The following is a 17570-nucleotide window of genomic DNA, read 5'->3' on the forward strand; positions in this document are numbered from 1 at the left end:
CCTGATTAACAGACTCTTATACCTTACCTTTCATTTGCTTTAATCCCTTGCGAATTGTTTGCAGTGCATCATTAGCCCCTTTTTCATCACCGACCATTTTATCGATATGCATATTCACTGAATAATTGTTCGTAACATTTTTGGACTCTAACACTTCAAATCCTGGAACTGAAAGTTTAGGGATAGCTACTGAAGAAGCAACGTTGTTAAACATACTTCGTATTGACTCGTAGCTCTTCGCTATTGCACCCATACTTCGATCTTCTACCTTTGTTTCTCTAAGCAGTTCGACAGCTTTAAGCATGTTAACTGAGTCTTGTTTATTGAGGACAATTTCTCCATCATCTACTACAGCTAAAGCTCCTTGGGCTGGTACTTTACCAACTGATCCACCAGTCTTAAAACGAGCGATCTTTTGTCCAGTTGTATTTCCCTTAACGACAACACCAAGAGCATTTGAAGCCTCTTTTAGCTTATCGATCAAATTGTTAGAGATAGACTTACCGATTGACTCCATATTTGAATTGATGAATTTAGTAAACTCAGAAAGCTGTTTATTGATATCACTAATCTTACCATTCATCAATTTTCCTTCTAGATCCTTGAACCCACGCTCATCATTTACAAGATCATCATATTTTGTGTTGATTGATTTCTCATCTTTTTCAAGCTGATCTTGCAGAGCTTCTTTACGTTTGGAGTTTTCACGATCTTTGAGGAATTGATCTAAATCAAGTTGTTCTTTTTGCATCTGTTCAGTGAGTTCTTTGACTTTGGATTTACCGAACTCAGAGTCATCGAGCGCATATTGATTTATCTGATCTAAAAGCTTTTGAATGCTTTCCTGGCGATCTTTTAAATCCTTTTGGAACTTAGCTTCATCGTCTTCCTTATCGATGCCATCAATGATGTCTTGAGTAGCTTTACGATGGGCTTCTAATTCAATATCACGCATCTTTTCGTACATCTCTTTATAAATGGAGACGACTTCATCAGCAAGCGATTTGTAAATATCTTTAATGCTTTTCTTGGTTTGGTGTAACTCTAAGTTGAAATCCTTTTGTTTGTCTTTCCAAGATGAGATTTCATCCGATATTTGCTTTTGGATTTCAGGGAAACCCTTAGCTGCTTTCTTTTGTTTCTCTAAATCTTTTATGTACTTTGCAGCTTCTTTTTGTTGTTGCTGTATCAGCTTGATTTGCTGACTATAGTACTTAACTTTATCTTTGTCTTCTTCAGTTGTTTGGATCTTAATGTCGACATTCTTAAGCTTTGATTCAGTCTTTTTGACTGACTTATCAATGTTATTAAGAATTTGATCGGTTTTAGATTGAACAATAGTAGCCTGTAACTCATAAACCTGATCTTTGATGCTGATGAGGTCAAGTTTAGCCTGCTTTAATTCTTCACGTAATTGATCACGTTGAGCAGCATTCAATTGCTTATTTTGCTTTAGCTCTGTGTTGATCCAATTAACCTTTTGAGCTTGTATCTTCTGTTGTGCTGACACTGCTTTACGTTGCTCATTTGTATATTTTCTAAACTGAGCACTATCATTTAGGTAACGACTAGCTTTAGATTGATTTTGAGCAACTTTCAACTCTAAATCAGACTTGCGTTTTTCAAATTCATCAAGTTTTGACTGAACGATTTCATATTGTAGGTCTTGAATTTGGTCTTTGACAGAAGATAGGTCACCTTCAAGTCCCAATAAATCTGATTTAGCTTGTGAAATAGCTTGTTGACGTTCAGCTTCAGAGCTAGACAAATCAGAGCCAATTTGTTGCATATATGCTTCTGGATCAATTGCTTTACCATTTTTCTCAATCTGCATATGAAGGTGAGTACCAGTAGAGTGACCAGTGCTTCCCATTTTACCGAGAGTTTGGCCAGCCTGAACCTTTTGCCCAGCTTTGACATTGAGTCCTTTTTGCATATGCATATACTTCGCTACGGTGCCGTCATCTTGTTGAACAACTACCCAATAACCAGCAGATTTAGAGTATGCAGCAGTGAGGACTTTACCTGATTTAAGAGACTTGATAGGAGTTCCAGATTTAGCAGCTAAGTCTAAACCTTTATGAGGAGCAGAGCGTAATCCTTTTTCTTGCTGACCAAAGTGAGATGTTCTTCTCATCGAGTCATAGTAACCAGCAGCCGATCCACCGCTTGAGGATAGAGAGCCACCCATTTGTTTAAAGTAGTTATTTACTTTCTTAACGTAATTTTGCGTTTCCTTAAATGGAGGGATACCGCCATACTTGGATACATTACCAGGCCCCGCATTGTATGCAGCTAACGCTTTTTCAATTGAGCCGAATTTATCAAGCATTTGCTTAAGATACTTAGTACCGCCCATTACGTTTTGATAAGGATCCCTAGAATTCTTAACTCCTAGACCTCTTGCTGTAGCTGGCATAAGTTGCATTAAACCAGTTGCTCCTGCATGTGAACGAGCATTAGGGTTAAAGTTAGATTCTTGCTTAATTACTGCAGCAATAAGAGCAGCTGGAACATTGTATTTAGAAGCAGCTTGATTGATAACATTTGAGTATTTACCTGAGTAGGAACCACCAGAAGCAGAATACGAAGAGCTAGAAGGGGAGTAGGATGAAGAAGAATCAACAATACCCGTTTGAGCAATGTAGCCAGATTTAATTTGCTCTTTAAGTAGCTTAATCTGACTCTTGAGAAGTTTTTCTTTTCGTTCTAACGCCTTGATTTCCTTCTTAATAGAGTCACGATATTTCTGTGACCACTTAGGATAATCGTTTGTTTTTTTGTTTTGTTCCTCAATTTGCTTATTGACTCGCTCTAATGCTTCTTTATATTTGTCTGCAACATAGATTGAATCTTTCGTTGATTTTGAAGCCTTGTCAGCTGAATCCGACATTGTTTCATAAGATGTGCCAACTTCAGTTAATGAGGAGTTTACCAGCTCAGACATCTTATCCAAGTCTTCGAGCTGACTTGTGATATCTGACATTTCACCATATTCCTTATCCATCTCTAACAACTCTGTAGGGTTTCTAGCACCGCCATCATCAATCTTTTTCTTTAATGAGGCTAAGTTAGCTTGTGCATCCGCCACAGTTTGAATTGTTTTTACTTCTAAACCATAGTTTTTAATCTTTTTAGCAGTTGCATTAACTTGATTAAGCAGGTCTTGTTTAACCGATTGTTGCATGTCGTTGTATGCTTTAAGCTTAACGTTTCTTAATTTTACAACTGCATCACGATTTATTTTTACTAAACCATTTTCAACGGAGATAGCTTCTGATAAACCTTTTTCTTTCTGGATAAGCTTCATTGCTTCTGATGCTGAAATAGATTTACCTTCAGCCATTTTCTCTAACAGATCGTTGAGAGGTGACATCTGGTCAGCTAAGTCATCATATACATCACCCTGTAAAGCTTCTATAGCGGCAGTGGCTTGACCAGATTTAACTAATTGATTCAGCACATCAGCCGTAGCTTCAATATCGCCTTTAACTTCTTTAAGACGACTACTTAAATCAGCTACTTTGTTACCTGTTTCGTCCATTGCATCGCCAAATTCGTCATAGGTAACAGAGGTGTCATTAACTACACCCTTTAACTTGTCCATGCTGATACTCATGATATCAATGCTTGAATCTGATACCTGGTATTTAGACAGGTATGCATCTAATTCTTCTTTAGCTTTTTCAAACCCACCTGAATCACTATCATCTAACGCTCTTTGTAATGCATCTTGAATCCTACCTAAATTCTTTTCAAATTGCTCAACATCTTTAGGATCAGTCAATTCATCAATATTAAGCGCATCAACAACCTGCTTAATTTGGTCTTTTAAACTCGTACTAATTGTTAATTTGCTAAACGCTTCAGCAGTTTCAATGATCTTATCTTTCATTTCATAAGAAGCGCTTACTACTTGCTGACGAATGGACTCCATTTCGGTTTTGATTTTAGCTTTATCAACATCTGTTTTAGATATAGGTGCTTTTGCATTAATGAAGGCATTATCAGATACAAATGGATTGTCTAAGTCTTTTTGTTTCTTCTCTAATTCTTTATTTAAATCTTTGATTTTGTTAATCGAATCTTGAGCAGTGTCGGAAGCTTTAACTTTAGTTTCTTCTTTTTTTGCTTTGATTAAATTTCTAACGGCTTCAGTCTCTTTATCAATTCGTTCAGCAGAAACTAAGTGTGCTCTTCCTGTTGAATCTACACCGTCCACAAGAGCAGGAAACATGTCAGCTAACTCTTGTGTTATTTTTAGATACTCTTGCTCATTTGTTGTTGTAAGGCCACCATCACGTCTAGATTTATCTAATTCCTTATATCTCTTGATTAGTTCTTCTGTTTGATCTTTATTGACTGTAAGAGCTTCAATATTTGTATTTTGAGTTTGTTCAAATTCTTCTCTAGCTTTTTTAGCGTCTGAGTAAGCTCCCACAATCTTTTCTAAAACTGCTCCAATCAAAACCAAACCTGCTCCAACTACTGTTGCAGACATTAATCCTCTCCATGCTACAGTCATAGCCTTTGTAGCTAGTGCCGCTCTAGACATCCCTGCTTCAACGCCTAATAAAGCTTTTTGACTTGCGCTCAATGCACCTACACCAAACACTAAGGCCGTCTGCATAGCTCTAGCTGTCTTACTAAACGCAAATACCGCTGCATTAGCTGTTAGGAAAGCCGTAGGGAGAAATCCAATGGAATTGACTACCCCTGATATTACAGCTAACAAGTCACCTAATACATCTGTAGCAGCAATTAAACCATCGCTAATAAAAGCCCTGCTTGCAGCTTCAGAAAGCTCAACAAACTTATTAGAAAGATTGTTTAATCTAGCTTCTAATGATTGAGAATATTTTTCTTGCTCTCTCATCGAGCTACCTTGACTGTTTATGGCCATTGAAGTTGCTTTAGTAGCTGTTTCCCAGTTCTCCATTAATGCTAAGAATCTTGTATTTTGGAATTGAGAAGCGATTGTAATACCTAGCTGTTGCTTTTGAGCTTGAGACAGCGTTTTCCATCTTCCTGCTAATTTCTCTAAGATATCCGCAACAGGTATAGCTTCTCCACCTGCATCTTTAAGGGCTATTCCTATTCCTTCTAAAGCTGATACTGCTTGTTTGTTCGTTTGAATCCTAGCAAAAATTGTTTTTAGGGCGTTCCCTGTAACGTTACCCGACTCTTTTGTACTTGATTGAATACTTGCTGTATATCCAAGTAACTGCTCCATGCTTACACCATAAACTTTTGCTGCCGCTGCGGATTTACGCATTGACTGAGCTAAATCTAATGAAGATGTTTGGAAGTTGTTATCGACTTCGTTTAAAGCATCAGAAATTTTGAGGGAATCTTTTGAAGCTATACCGAAGTTGACCATTGCTGATGTGAGAGCCTTAACGGTATCTTCAGGTTGAAGTTGTGAAATGTTTTGAAGGACTTGAGAGGTTTTAGTTAGGTAGAGGAGTTCGTCACCTTTATAACCTTGTCTGGCAAATTCAGATGTCATTGTAAGGACATCAGCAACTTTGTTAGACAGTTCATTACTTAGATCAATTGAACGTTGTAATAACTCATTAAACTTATAATCAGGAGCGTCCATTACTCTTCGGATTTCAGTCATTTTCGAGTCAAGCATGATAGCATTATCGACCATAGCTTTTAGACCGCTAACTGCACCAAAGAATATCGATCCAGTAATTAAGTAGGCTGGCATCCTTGCAAATGCTTCGCCTAACCTACCGCCAAATGTATTAATGTTCTGAGCCGAATTAGTTACATTTGCTGAAAGCTCTCTGAACTGGACATTTAAGCTCTGCATCTGGTTTTGAAGCTTTGGTGTTCGACTTGTTAACGCATTTACTGAAGAAAGATATTGCTGAATTGCTTGTGAGTTTGTATCACTTATAGACGAACCATATTGGGATGTTAATTTACTGGCTCTAACTGCAGCAAGCCGTTGATATAACTGAATTTGACGCTGTATTTCTTGAGTCTTGGCTACTGCTGCTGACTTATCATCTAAAAGCTTTATTTTCCCACGAAGTGCTTCAATTTCGTGTGCGCTTTGAGCAAGATTCAACTTCTTACCTAAAGATGTCAAAGTAACATCTGATACTATTCCTTTTTGGCGCAATTTCTCCAAAGAATCATGTAACGCATCTACAGCTTTTCGCTGCTGGTCGTAATTAGTTACAGTTTTTACAGACTTTAAGCCATTTTTATCCGAAGCGTATGTTACATCATCAAAGCCGTTTTTGTACTTTTCGACTTTTCCTGTTCTTCTGCCAGAGCCATCAGTTTTGTTTACTTCTTTTTGTTTTTGTCCAAGTCGCTCCGTAAGTTGAGTAAGCTTCGCTACTTCTTTAGCTTCTTCTCTTAGACTCTTTGTTGTATTATCAATGACTTTTCGGGTTTTTTCGTGAATTTCTCCATTTTGCTTTATTTTCTGATTGACTGTTTTAATTGATCCATCTGCATTTTTGAAAACAGTCTCATACTCTTTAATTGTTGTGTTGTAATCTTTTAAGCTACGTCGATTCTCTGATAAACGCTTTGAAATATTTTCAAGACTCTTTAAGACATCTTTACCAAGATTGATGTCTAATTTAAGACCATTTACTTTACCTTGTAACTGTTTAATTTGACTGTTTATTTGATCGACTGATTTTTTCGAGGTGTCAGCCATTGGTGTGACAATAATTTTTAATTGCTCACTCACTTTTACATCTCCTTTTGTAATAAAACAAAAATAAAAAAAAGAAACACCTCGAAAATGTAGTCGAAGCGTTTCTTTTCATTATTTTTTCGGTTTCACAAATACCTCAATATGCTTTCCCCAATCCCTGGGACGGTAAAGAACTTCATATTTAACGTCTTTGTACACTATCTCTGCGCCTGTTTGCAGAAACTTCAAAGGCCGACAAATTAGCAAGTCTGTGATATCTGGAAATCTTCCCAATGCAGACTGATACATCTTCTCGTCTAAAGGCTGGAATTCGCATTTGTATGGAGTATATTTCTCTACCTTTTCCGTGATTGGTTTCCCAGTGATCTCGTTAATCTTTCCACTTGGGACAGTTTCAATATCTATTTTGTAGAAGATTTTTTTAAAATTCATGATATGGCCTTTTACAGCAACTTAACTGTTTGATTGTTATTATTGTAGTCATCCAACTCTTTAATAATATAGGCAGGAATCGTTTCATGAAACGTTTCGTTGACAGCTCCCATAGATTCTCTTTTGACTCCTTCGTATCCTCTCAGTCTAAATTTGAAAACTGCGATATTTAGAAGTGCTGAATATAATCGATTAGGAATCTCATCTAAATTACAATGATTTAGGATGAAGTTTTCTGCATCATTAATATAGAGCTGTAAAACGGCATCATCAACTTCTTCATCAATTAAAGTCTTAAAGTCTTTAAGCTGATTCATTGTCTTTACCTACCGTTTCATTGTCTTCGACTTTAGTTTTGGCTTTCTTGGTCTTCTTTTCAGTGTATTTTTCATAATCAGATTGTTTAATCAAATATTTGTAATGATCTTCAGTTACATTCCAAACTAAACCTGTAACTTTATTTTTAATCCACAAATAATTCACGCTCCTTTTATTTATTATTAAAAAAGAGGGGGATTCCCCTCTTGTGTTTTTTATACTTCGCTCATGAATAAAGCTGTTAGAACAGCAATACCCTTAGGTTTAACAAGTTTAGCTCCATAAACTTGCAGACCTTTAATTGCATCTGCAAAAAATCTTTCAGGGCGATAAGCTTCAAGAGAGTCAATTTGAGAAGCAAATGAAATTGCTGAACTATGGCCAGCGATAATTTTATATTTCCCATCTACCATAGGGCAGTTGTTTGAAGTGAAAACTTTCAATGAACCTACGTTACCAATATAACCGTCGTATAAAACTTCAGGGAATTTACTAAAGCGAGGATCTTTTTGTAATAGACCATGACCTGCTTCAGGAAGAACAACCCATCTCCCTTGCTTAGGAACGTCAGCTTCAGAAAGTTTCACATTAAGACTAACCAGTCTATTGTATAGATTTTGAGAATCAATTCTCATAGGATCTTCATCTGTCCCCATAGTGTTTTTAGGATCCACATCAGTGTATAAATTTGCGATAAATTGGTCAGTTACATCAGCGAGTTGGTAAGCAGCCTCTTTTAATTGTCCACTTAGAAGGTTGACATTAGCTTGAGCTGCATCAATATCTTCAACTTTAAAATTAAAGTATTTTGCTTGGTCAATTTTGAGTTCTGTTTGGCTTCCATCAATTTGTTCTGGATCGCCTACCCCATTTTTACCGTAGTCACCAATAGTTACTTCGCCAAAACTATTAATTTTAACTGTGTTTCCGTATTTAACATCACCTTGATAATTTGTATTGACCAGGTTTCCGAAAACAAGAGATTTTCTATAAGCTTCGTTTAATTTAGTAGACCATACAACAGGAATAAACTTTTCATATGCCATTATTTAATTCACCTTAACCTTTTATAGTTTTTTCTTACAATGAAAGAAACTGATCAACAGCTTCTTGATTTGCTTTATACTCTTCTGGAGACATGTTTCTAATTTGCTCCATAGTAAATGTTTTTGGTGGTTGCGGACTGCCTTTAGGGTCAATCCCACCTTCTTTAAGCCTTTCTTTTGTCTTACTCTGTAAATGTTGATCGAAAACATCTTTGAAAGTGTTGAGATTAGCTTCTGTTTTCTCAGAATCATCAGATAGGAAAAAGTCAATTAATTGAGTCGGTAGACCATCTTGGTGAGCCTTCACTAAAGCTTTTTCTTTGATCTCCTTCATCTTGAGAGTTTTTTCTAATTTTTCAACTTTGATTTCAAGTGGATTTTTAGTTGGATTGAGCTCTTTAACCTTTTGATCAACTAGCTTATCCAAATTATTAGCTTTCCACGTTTCTAAACCTTTTGTGAAATGTTGATCTAAACGTGGTTGAAGAACCTTTTTTCCACCATCAGTGTCTAAAAACTGTCTGACTTTATCCTCTGATAAAGCAGAAAGCTCATTTAAATAAGATTTCACTTCTGGCGTTTCTTTTTGTTGTTCTAGAAACTGCTTTACTTCTTCTAAATTCATATATATCACTCCATCTAATTTGCCTTTATGTACTCGCCATAAAGTCCGTTTTGTTGTATGTCTAACCCACATTCATACTTCCCTGCCCTAACCACTCACAGGCTTCCCAAATTTAAAGCATAATTAAAACCCTGTCGGATCAACAGGGTCTTCATGTGCTGGAATTACTATTAAGTCTGAGTTACCAGATGTTACGTCTTTGCTATTTTCTAGTTGTTTAAGTAGCCTTTCATACGCTGCGGAAGGATTTGAGATAAAAGATAGTTTTCCGAGGAGATCTTCATGTGGAACTATACCATTCAATGCAGCTACCATTTGAGCGTTGGCAACATCATCAACTGGTACATTTCGTGTGAAGGAGATAGCAATATCTTTATAATCAAACTCTTTGTTTTCGGACACCTTTAAATATTCACAGAAAAGCTTAAGCCTCGATTTCAACAACTGATCAAAATCTGATTCACTGATAGCTGATTGATTTTCAAGTTCTTGGAGCTTTAAACGAATTGTTACTCCTGAAGTATTACTTTGGAAATTCTCGTTTAAATTAACTTGATGACTTTGAGCATAAATTTCATCCTGAAGCATTTGAAGCTCGTCTTTAACAAAATTAGCATTAATGTCCTTTGTCAGCCAGTATGCCTTAGCCTGAGGATTAGGTAACATGAGGATACCGTTATCTCTCATCTTTTTAGCTTCTTCCAATTCAATTTTACAGTTTTGAAGTACAAGATAAGCATTGCGGTGATCCATAATCTCTTGAGCATTTGCGGAATGAATAGAATTGTAAATGTCTACAATCCTCATAATGTCCTCAAATGTTGATTTCTTAGAATCATTGTTCCTAAGTTCTCTAACTGGACATCGAGAAAACCTATGCTTTTTCTCATCTAAAAGTTCATAAGTTCCACCATTAATTTTATAATTTCGAAAATGGGTGTCATCCCAGACATCAATGTACTCACTGTCATCAAATTTAACTTTATATTTACGAACAGCTAAGGTAATTCTATTTTCAACAGAATTATCGTGAAGCACAATCATTTCAGACGGATGATATACAGCACACTGAAAATCCCCTTCGCTATTAATAAAGCTAACCTCATATGCATGGCCATTGATTGAAGATATAATTTTCAATTTAATGTTATGGTTGTGTTCCCATGTATTAAAATTATAATCAATCAAACTTAAAAATTCTTTGTTGTCTGTTTTAGAATTGTAACTTACTGGTTTACCCAGCAAATATCCCACACTGTTTTGAACCATTTTCCTGCAATAGTTAAAGTAAACCCTCATATCATTTTTCATTGGGTCATTTACAATACGCTTATGAAGAATGTCATGATCCCCACTATAGTATCGCCACTTTTTATCATAATTGGGTTTAGTCATTTTCAATTCATCGAGCAGCTTTTTTATAATTTCTTCTTTTTCAAAAATACTTATACACCTCTTTAGAAGAACCAGTTTTTAGGTATTGATTTAACATACCCTATGTCTTCTACTTCATTTATTCTTTTAGACCATTCTGCAACTGCATCAGGGAAGTCATCATAAGCAGAGAAATCCGCTCCAGCGAAATCTTTGAGTTGTTGGATAGCCTCTTCATCCTCTTCATTAAAAATGATTCTTCCCATATTCACATCACCAACAATTGTGTTGATTCTATCATCCTTGTTTTTAGTGACAGCATTATTCAACCATTCGATATTTCTTCCAGATAATTCAGGATCATTTTTAACTAATTCTTGAAGCTGAATTACATCCGCTCCGTTGTATACGTTTTTCTCAATGTTGACAAAAGTAATGTCAGGATATTGTTTAAGCAGCTTCAGCGTGCAAGCCATATAATCCTCATACTCACCTTTAAAGACAGTACCTTTACGAACGTATTTGATATTCATATCCGAGATACTACCTACAACAAAAGCGTAATAGTCTTTTTTCTTCTTTTGTTTGTTTCGTGTCCCTGCTGGATCAATAGAAAGCATGGTTTTAATAAAGTCATGACTTTCAATATTCTCAGCAGACTCAGTAATAATAGTTTTGAATTTCTTTTGCCCAGTAGAGGTGATAACACCTTGAACTTCCTGGTTATATGCAACTGGATTCTCATAATAGGCAAGGGCCATCTCTAATGGTTTCCAGTAACTTTCCCACAGAATCGGAAATTTCATTTCCTTTTCATTTTGATAATAAAACTCTTTAGCATGTTGCAACCTGTTCTCATTTTTAGAATCTGACAGAATGTCTCTAAATACAGCCCATAGACCAGAATTAAACAATTCATCAATGTCATCTACAAGAATCCCTTTTTCTTTGCGAACCTTCCACGTTGCTAACTTTTGAAGCCTACTGTAGAAACACTCTGGATGCTGAATTGTTCCACATCCAATCATAATGCCGCCTTGTCTAACCATTTTCCCATTTTCATCAAATTGTGGTTTCTGGAACGCAAAGTTAACATCTGAAGAAAAGCGACTCCATTTTTTCTCTCTGTTTGCATCCGTAGCACAATCGTCATTGTTTTGGTAATCGTCTAAAATGGCTAACTCTATTCGAGTGTTTCCGTACTTCCTACCCCTCATATCTGTTTTACTACTGATACTTTCAACCATCGTCCCATTTGTAAACTCAAGTTGAGAAGAATTACAGATATATTTTTTGTTCGTGGGATCTAAAAGCTTGCCATAGCACGACTCAATATAAACGTTGCCTACAAAAACTTCTTTGATTTGCTTAATAAACTTTTCAGCAAGGTCACCAGTCGATGAGCATACTAATGTGAAAATTCTAAGCTTATTTGCAACAGAAAAAGAAACAGCTGGTAAGTTTGCGAAGGCGCTTTTACCTGTACCCCTCGGAAGAATATACGATTGCTTATCATGTGTATTACGCAAAAGCATTCCTTCAATGTCATTCCATATCTCCTTATGAATAGGAGCTATTTCAGACGTATCAGGCGCTCTAAATGTATCTTGCAGGAAAAATAAACAGAAGAACTCAAGATTTTTCTGACCTAATTCCCAAGCCAATCCATGATATGTGAATAAATCTTCTGAGCGTTTCACCATCAAATGAGATGCGAAGTCTTCTGCTTCTGATTCAGTCATATTCTCTCTAATTGCCTGTTTGACTAAATATTCATATAAAAACATCCTATTTTCAGATGTGTTTATGTTTATTGATTTGCTTATTTTTATCACCTCGAAACTTTGAAAAATACTGCAAAAAATTTGTACCCTGCTATCGTTTAAGAGTGCATTTTCTAAAACAGAAAGGTGGGGGTTAAAGCCTTTCAGCTTCCTTTCTAAGCCACGTTATCCACTTCAAGATATATTTGTATCAACTGTTCTATCGCTTCTGTATCGAGCTTTAAACACTCTTATAATTTGCCTACAATTATGTGATTTCAAAATGAATTCAAGTAATATCGGTGTCATAACTTTTAAGTATTGACACCACTTAAGACACCCAGTATAATTAAGGTATCAAAAGGTGTCATAACTTAGTGTTATAAATACATACTTAAAAGGGGTGCTCAATATGAAATATGGTTATGCTCGTGTAAGTACACAGGGTCAAGACTTAACAGGTCAAATCGAACAATTGAAAGAGGAAAGTTGCGAAAAGATTTATCAGGAGAAATTCACAGGGACACGCCAAAAGGAAGTTGAACGTCCCCAATTTAATGCCTTACTATCACAATTACACAAAGGAGACACCTTAGTAGTAACTAAACTTGATCGGTTTGCAAGATCAGCTAAAGATGCAATTGATGTAATTGAAGATTTGTTTGATAAAGGAATTAAAGTTCACGTTTTGAATATGGGACTCGTTGAGGATACGCCTACAGGCCGCTTGATATTTAACATCTTGAGCTCTTTTGCTCAGTTTGAAAGGGATATGATTGTAGAACGTACACAAGAAGGAAAAGCACGTGCGAAGCAAAGCGAGGACTTTAGAGAAGGAAGACCAAATAAGTTCTCAAAGAAGCAAATACAGCACGCTCTTGAGTTATTAAATGATCATTCGTATAAACAAGTTGAACAGCTGACAGGCATAAGCAAGAGCACACTAATTAGAGCTAAAAAGAAACAACAAACCCTCTCTATGATATAATATAGATGAGGGTTTTTATTGTTCTTCCTTAGATTTCTTCCACTTCTTAATTTCATCTTCGATTGTTTCTTTATCTACTTCATTAGACTTTGTTTCAGTGATTTCAACCTTAGATGTTGGAGTACCTTCTGAATATGCCAGCAACGTTTTGAGAGCGTCTAGCTGATCCTTAGTCTTTTGACTATCATCCATGCCTATATTCTCCAATTTTTTAAACCAATTTTTAGCTCTTGCGCTTCTTTCTTGCTGTGCTAAAAGTTTGAAGTTTTGTATCTCATTGTCCAGCTCCAGTGAGTATTCTTTATCTTTTCTCCACAAGTATAATGCATTGCGACTGACTCCAATTTCATCAGCAATACCTTGCATTGTCATCCTCCCTTCAGCTATTAATGAGATCGATCTAATCTTTCTTTCATCTAACATATTTTGCTTTACACTCCTTTATATTTACATAATTTTGTTTATTTATTATAATTCACCTATTAAGTTAAAGTAGGTGTTAATTTGTCCAGATCATCTCAGGCGAAGCTATTCAATGCAATCGAAGAATTATCTCATATAAAAGATTTTTACATAGAATCAGAAAGAAGAAACGAAGATGCTTTATTAGAACTAGAAAGAAAATTTCAAAAAGCAACAGAAGGAAAAAGCGAAGAATATAAACAAGAATATTTTGATTACAAGGGTTTAGAATTTTATTATTATGAGCAAATATATCCCCAATTAATAAGGAAGACAGTCTTTTTACAAATCTATTTTACTCTAGAAAACTATATTAAAACTCTTTGTGATGTAGCTCAAGAAAGAAGAAACCTCACTGTATCATATAAGGATTTACATGGTCAGGGTATTAGAAAAGCAGAGAAGTATTTTACTAAGGTCTGCAACATTACAGAGCCATTTAATTCTAGCAATTGGGAATCCATTAAGGCGTATAATGAATTGAGAAATGTCATTGCTCACAATTCATCAATTCTAAACGAGAAGTTAAAAGTCACCCTACATGATTTAATAATTAGTAATAATGATAAAGGTGAAATGATATTCCAGTTAGAAAAAGAATTTATTCCAAGTTGTATAAACATTGTAGAAGAGTTCCTTTTACAATTTAGAGATATCTAAACAACACAAAAGCTATTAATCCTCATGGTGATAATAGCTTTCTAATTTCATTTGCATCTTTAAACGATAATCTACCTAGACATTCAACGGTATCTTTACTCACCGACAAAACTTCTTTAATCTCATCTTTATATTCCTCAACAATGTGATCAACTGTTTCTTTTACTTCTTCACTTGGTTCATAAAAAGGGTCTAATCTATGATTGGCCAGTTGATCATTCTCAAACTCTAGCTTCGCAATATGATTTAACATTTCTTTGGTAACTCTTTTGAATCCGTCAATATCAAACATTTGTGTGTTGTTTACTTCAATAAAATTTCCCGGTGGTACGTCAATAATAAGTTCCTTATTTACACCCTCAATAAATTCATCCATTGAAATACTATCTGCATTTCCCTTCTCCCAAGTATTGGCAGCTACTAAAATATGATGAAATTCACCCAACGATTTTAAAGTAGACATTTCTTTTTCCACTTCATCAAGCAATTTTTTTCTTTCTTTGTCTAAAAGCCGAATATCACCTGCTGTACTTCTAATCTTTCCAATGATACCGTCTGCAATCTGCTGAACACCAAAGTTATACTTCTTTTCCATTCTTAAATCAATCCTCTCTGATTTTAATTCCATTCTGTTTTACGTGCCTTACAGCTCGTCTAACGCTTTAATAACTTGCTCCGTCTTATTATCTAAATCGCTGTCAACAAGCTGCTCTACAGCATCCTCAACACTCTTGATATGATCTAACACCTTCTGAATACTTTCTTCGGGAAATGACATCATAATCTGTCCCATCAACCCACTATCGACTAAGTTGATATACGCACTCATTTTAGATTTCAGGTTGTTTGGGATTTTAAGGTTTGTAAATTTTTTGATAATCAAGAAATACAACCAATCTGTCATAGCAATTTCATCAATCTTTAAATCATTTTTACCTCCGTTGAAGTAATCAGTATTTAACTCTTTTAACACTTCCGCAATTTTACTGGGCGCAAACTCTGGATAAATATAAAGGTGGAACTCATCATTCAGTTGAACCTTCTTTTTCTCATCATATTTCTTGGTGAGTTCACCTAATGTCGTTAAATTCACTGCTTTTGTTGTCATTTTTTATTCTCCTTTTTGTGTGAATATATTAAGGGTGTGCAATGATTAATCACACACCCAAATTAATTAATCTCCTAAGTCTCCACTATCGTTAGGCGTTGAAGGCGCTGCTCCTTTTGAGCCATCTTCATTACGCTTAACTCTTGCAAAACGTCCGATTTTTCCGTTGTCATCCGCAAGCGCTCTATAACCTAACTCTGGTGTAAATGCCTGTCCAGCCTCAAGAGACATATCAAACTCGCCTGAGAAGTTAACTTTAGGCAACTGAATGTATAAGTCACTGAAAACTTTAGATGTAATTGGATCATATTCAAGTGTATGGAGTTCTAAGTAATAGTTCTCTGAGAACTTATCACCATTGATTTCAACAGTCTCAGCATCTACTTCAATCAAGTAATGAACTGTAACTTGTTCGCCCTTTTTAGCAAAAGTATTGGATAATGTATAACTCGTTCCAGAAACGGCAGTCTGATAGACTTCACCATTGGCTTTATTTGTGAATGTAACTTCTGAATCTTCCACAGGTGTTTTCGTCAAGGTAACACCGTTTGAATCATTAACTGTTAGAACTTCATCTTCGTAAACGGAAATAGTTTCGTTCTCAATGGAAACACCCTGCTGCATGGCCATGAAATCAAGATCAAAGAAAGCGTTTCTAATGTTACCCGAAACCTCTTTGCTTGAGTTAATTACGTATAAGTCTCTATTGCCCCAACCACCTTTTAAAAAGTCCTGCTGAACTTGTTGTGCGAGGGATGTTAATTGTGTTACTGCCGAACCAATTACTTTTCCTGTACTAATTTGTTTCATTGTAATTTTAGCAACTTCGTGTATAACTGACTGCTTTGCCATTTCTAATAAACAACTCCTTAAATAATAAAAAGACTGATTTTATCAGCCTAGTAATTTTTCAATTGATTCTGAATCTTTTTGTGACAAGTGATGTTTCTCCTCAGCGTATAGATTAATATGATCGTCCCATCCATTAACCTTCACTTCTGAACTGACAGTAGCAAAAATAACAGACGCATCATGATTTTCTTTTTTAAGTATGCGGTGATATGTAAGATAAAGCTGGTAAAGTGACCACTCATTAATAGCGGAATAGTCTATGCCTGTCATTACTACAACCACACTAATCATGTCTGATAGATCAGCACCATTATCACTTGATTTTAATTCCTTAGAAATCTGATTAAGCTCTTCTATCTCTGAATTTGGTGATTTCTTGTCCTCATTGATTAAATGCATTTTTAAAACAAGACTTCTCAACTCCATGAAGTTTTCATTCGATATCTTTGACATGATCTCTTTATCATTGAAAACCTTGATAAATATAGATTGATAAGCTTCTAAATACAGAGGATGCATCAAAATTAGTTGAAATAAATTACGACCACTAACCAGCTCTTCAGTATCCTGGGGATCGAGTTCACCTTTCAAGGTCTGTCTCATAGATTCAGATATTTTATCTTTGTTGTCTGCCATCAATTGAAGATCACTTGAGAAATCAACATACTCTTTAATCTTGATGAAGTGACAATTCCCTATAGGTGTTTTTACAGGCTGACCAGTGCCGAAAAGCTGCATAAAATCATTTGATTTCATTTACTTGTACCAAAAGTAAAAATAAGCTTATAACCGATATATCCATTTGGGGAATTAGGAATTAGCATTCGCTTATAATTCACAATTTTTCCGAAGCCAGTTGCTCTGCTATCAAAAAGTAGCTGCGCAAGATTGTCTTGAATCTTTAAGTTTCTTAATTCAATTTGTTCCACTTCATCAATACTGGTATAGATGTCAATCATGATATCTTGGGATTGAATTTGTAGGTTATTTGTGGGAGTACCGTTCGCTAAATACATACACATTCTAGCAATTGGTTTTTCATCTTCCAGATCATCTGTTTTAGGGGATCTGTAGATTAATAAGGGGATTTGATCATCATTTGTTACATCGGGATGATCTGAAGATAATGGGAATTCTTTATAAAATAAGAACCTATTATTCTTTTCATTAGATGAAATCAGTCTGTAAATATCCAAAAAATTTTGCTCGATATTACTCATTTAAACGTGTCACCTCCTTTATCCAACGAGGGAC

General features: G+C 35.5%; 16 protein-coding genes. 2 read left to right on the forward strand and 14 right to left on the reverse strand.

The window, feature by feature from the left end; translation table 11 throughout:
- Positions 1-16: 16 nt before the first annotated feature.
- From C6W21_RS05560 to C6W21_RS05590, 8 genes are all read right to left on the reverse strand, one after another.
- Positions 17-6721, reverse strand: coding sequence for a phage tail tape measure protein (locus tag C6W21_RS05560; protein ID WP_106056020.1), 6705 nt, complete (start codon positions 6719-6721; stop codon positions 17-19).
- Between the two features lie 78 nt (positions 6722-6799).
- Positions 6800-7120 carry a phage head completion protein gene (locus tag C6W21_RS05565; protein ID WP_106038693.1) on the reverse strand — a complete coding sequence of 107 codons (321 nt, stop codon included), beginning with the start codon at positions 7118-7120 and terminating at the stop codon, positions 6800-6802.
- An 11-nt stretch (positions 7121-7131) separates the two neighbouring features.
- Positions 7132-7437 carry a head-tail connector protein gene (locus C6W21_RS05570; protein WP_106056021.1) on the reverse strand — a complete coding sequence of 102 codons (306 nt, stop codon included), beginning with the start codon at positions 7435-7437 and terminating at the stop codon, positions 7132-7134.
- Positions 7424-7594 (reverse strand): hypothetical protein, encoded by a 171-nt coding sequence (locus tag C6W21_RS18985; protein WP_189318146.1) that lies wholly within the window; start codon positions 7592-7594, stop codon positions 7424-7426. The genes C6W21_RS05570 and C6W21_RS18985 overlap by 14 nt, the downstream gene beginning before the upstream one ends.
- A 59-nt stretch (positions 7595-7653) precedes the next feature.
- A complete protein-coding gene (locus C6W21_RS05575) occupies positions 7654-8484 on the reverse strand; it encodes a P22 coat protein - protein 5 domain protein (protein WP_106056023.1) in 831 nt (276 codons plus the stop codon).
- 34 nt (positions 8485-8518) lie between these two features.
- Positions 8519-9109, reverse strand: coding sequence for a DUF4355 domain-containing protein (locus C6W21_RS05580; protein ID WP_106056025.1), 591 nt, complete (start codon positions 9107-9109; stop codon positions 8519-8521).
- A gap of 123 nt (positions 9110-9232) precedes the next feature.
- Entirely contained in the window at positions 9233-10579 is a 1347-nt protein-coding gene (locus C6W21_RS05585; protein WP_317615076.1) for a phage portal protein, read from the reverse strand.
- On the reverse strand, positions 10567-12225 hold the full coding sequence (locus tag C6W21_RS05590; protein WP_223260974.1) for a hypothetical protein: 1659 nt from the start codon (positions 12223-12225) through the stop codon (positions 10567-10569). The genes C6W21_RS05585 and C6W21_RS05590 overlap by 13 nt, the downstream gene beginning before the upstream one ends.
- A 433-nt stretch (positions 12226-12658) precedes the next feature.
- Between C6W21_RS05590 and C6W21_RS05595 the strand changes: the two genes are divergently transcribed.
- Positions 12659-13234, forward strand: coding sequence for a recombinase family protein (locus C6W21_RS05595; protein ID WP_106056029.1), 576 nt, complete (start codon positions 12659-12661; stop codon positions 13232-13234).
- A 15-nt stretch (positions 13235-13249) separates the two neighbouring features.
- On the opposite strand, the gene C6W21_RS05600 is transcribed toward C6W21_RS05595, so the two are convergent.
- Positions 13250-13657 carry a phBC6A51 family helix-turn-helix protein gene (locus C6W21_RS05600; protein WP_106056031.1) on the reverse strand — a complete coding sequence of 136 codons (408 nt, stop codon included), beginning with the start codon at positions 13655-13657 and terminating at the stop codon, positions 13250-13252.
- An 81-nt stretch (positions 13658-13738) separates the two neighbouring features.
- Here C6W21_RS05600 and C6W21_RS05605 point away from each other — a divergent pair, with 81 nt between their 5' ends.
- Positions 13739-14356 (forward strand): hypothetical protein, encoded by a 618-nt coding sequence (locus tag C6W21_RS05605; protein WP_106056033.1) that lies wholly within the window; start codon positions 13739-13741, stop codon positions 14354-14356.
- A 22-nt stretch (positions 14357-14378) separates the two neighbouring features.
- Here the strand turns inward: C6W21_RS05605 and C6W21_RS05610 are convergent, their stop codons facing one another.
- The 5 genes from C6W21_RS05610 to C6W21_RS05630 form a co-directional block, all read right to left on the reverse strand.
- A complete protein-coding gene (locus C6W21_RS05610; protein ID WP_106056035.1) occupies positions 14379-14951 on the reverse strand; it encodes a hypothetical protein in 573 nt (190 codons plus the stop codon).
- Between the two features lie 48 nt (positions 14952-14999).
- Positions 15000-15464, reverse strand: a complete 465-nt coding sequence (locus C6W21_RS05615; RefSeq protein ID WP_106056036.1) for a hypothetical protein — start codon at positions 15462-15464, stop codon at positions 15000-15002.
- Positions 15465-15530: 66 nt separating this feature from the next.
- Positions 15531-16316 (reverse strand): hypothetical protein, encoded by a 786-nt coding sequence (locus tag C6W21_RS05620; RefSeq protein ID WP_106056038.1) that lies wholly within the window; start codon positions 16314-16316, stop codon positions 15531-15533.
- Between the two features lie 42 nt (positions 16317-16358).
- Positions 16359-17072 (reverse strand): hypothetical protein, encoded by a 714-nt coding sequence (locus C6W21_RS05625; RefSeq protein WP_106056040.1) that lies wholly within the window; start codon positions 17070-17072, stop codon positions 16359-16361.
- Positions 17069-17536 (reverse strand): hypothetical protein, encoded by a 468-nt coding sequence (locus tag C6W21_RS05630; protein WP_106056042.1) that lies wholly within the window; start codon positions 17534-17536, stop codon positions 17069-17071. The genes C6W21_RS05625 and C6W21_RS05630 overlap by 4 nt, the downstream gene beginning before the upstream one ends.
- Positions 17537-17570 lie beyond the last annotated feature (34 nt).

This window comes from Bacillus sp. NMCN1 (genome assembly GCF_002998085.1).
Classification (GTDB): Bacteria; Bacillota; Bacilli; order Bacillales; family Bacillaceae; genus Bacillus.

What these genes read in the sequence shown, in the direction of transcription:
- C6W21_RS05565 (WP_106038693.1), bottom strand. Translation starts at nt 7,120, where the DNA reads ATGAATTTTAAAAAAATCTTCTACAAAATAGATATTGAAACTGTCCCA.
- C6W21_RS05570 (WP_106056021.1), bottom strand. Translation starts at nt 7,437, where the DNA reads ATGAATCAGCTTAAAGACTTTAAGACTTTAATTGATGAAGAAGTTGAT.
- C6W21_RS05575 (WP_106056023.1), bottom strand. Translation starts at nt 8,484, where the DNA reads ATGGCATATGAAAAGTTTATTCCTGTTGTATGGTCTACTAAATTAAAC.
- C6W21_RS05580 (WP_106056025.1), bottom strand. Translation starts at nt 9,109, where the DNA reads ATGAATTTAGAAGAAGTAAAGCAGTTTCTAGAACAACAAAAAGAAACG.
- C6W21_RS05590 (WP_223260974.1), bottom strand. Translation starts at nt 12,225, where the DNA reads ATGACTGAATCAGAAGCAGAAGACTTCGCATCTCATTTGATGGTGAAA.
- C6W21_RS05595 (WP_106056029.1), top strand. Translation starts at nt 12,659, where the DNA reads ATGAAATATGGTTATGCTCGTGTAAGTACACAGGGTCAAGACTTAACA.
- C6W21_RS05600 (WP_106056031.1), bottom strand. Translation starts at nt 13,657, where the DNA reads ATGTTAGATGAAAGAAAGATTAGATCGATCTCATTAATAGCTGAAGGG.
- C6W21_RS05610 (WP_106056035.1), bottom strand. Translation starts at nt 14,951, where the DNA reads ATGGAAAAGAAGTATAACTTTGGTGTTCAGCAGATTGCAGACGGTATC.
- C6W21_RS05615 (WP_106056036.1), bottom strand. Translation starts at nt 15,464, where the DNA reads ATGACAACAAAAGCAGTGAATTTAACGACATTAGGTGAACTCACCAAG.
- C6W21_RS05620 (WP_106056038.1), bottom strand. Translation starts at nt 16,316, where the DNA reads ATGGCAAAGCAGTCAGTTATACACGAAGTTGCTAAAATTACAATGAAA.
- C6W21_RS05625 (WP_106056040.1), bottom strand. Translation starts at nt 17,072, where the DNA reads ATGAAATCAAATGATTTTATGCAGCTTTTCGGCACTGGTCAGCCTGTA.
- C6W21_RS05630 (WP_106056042.1), bottom strand. Translation starts at nt 17,536, where the DNA reads ATGAGTAATATCGAGCAAAATTTTTTGGATATTTACAGACTGATTTCA.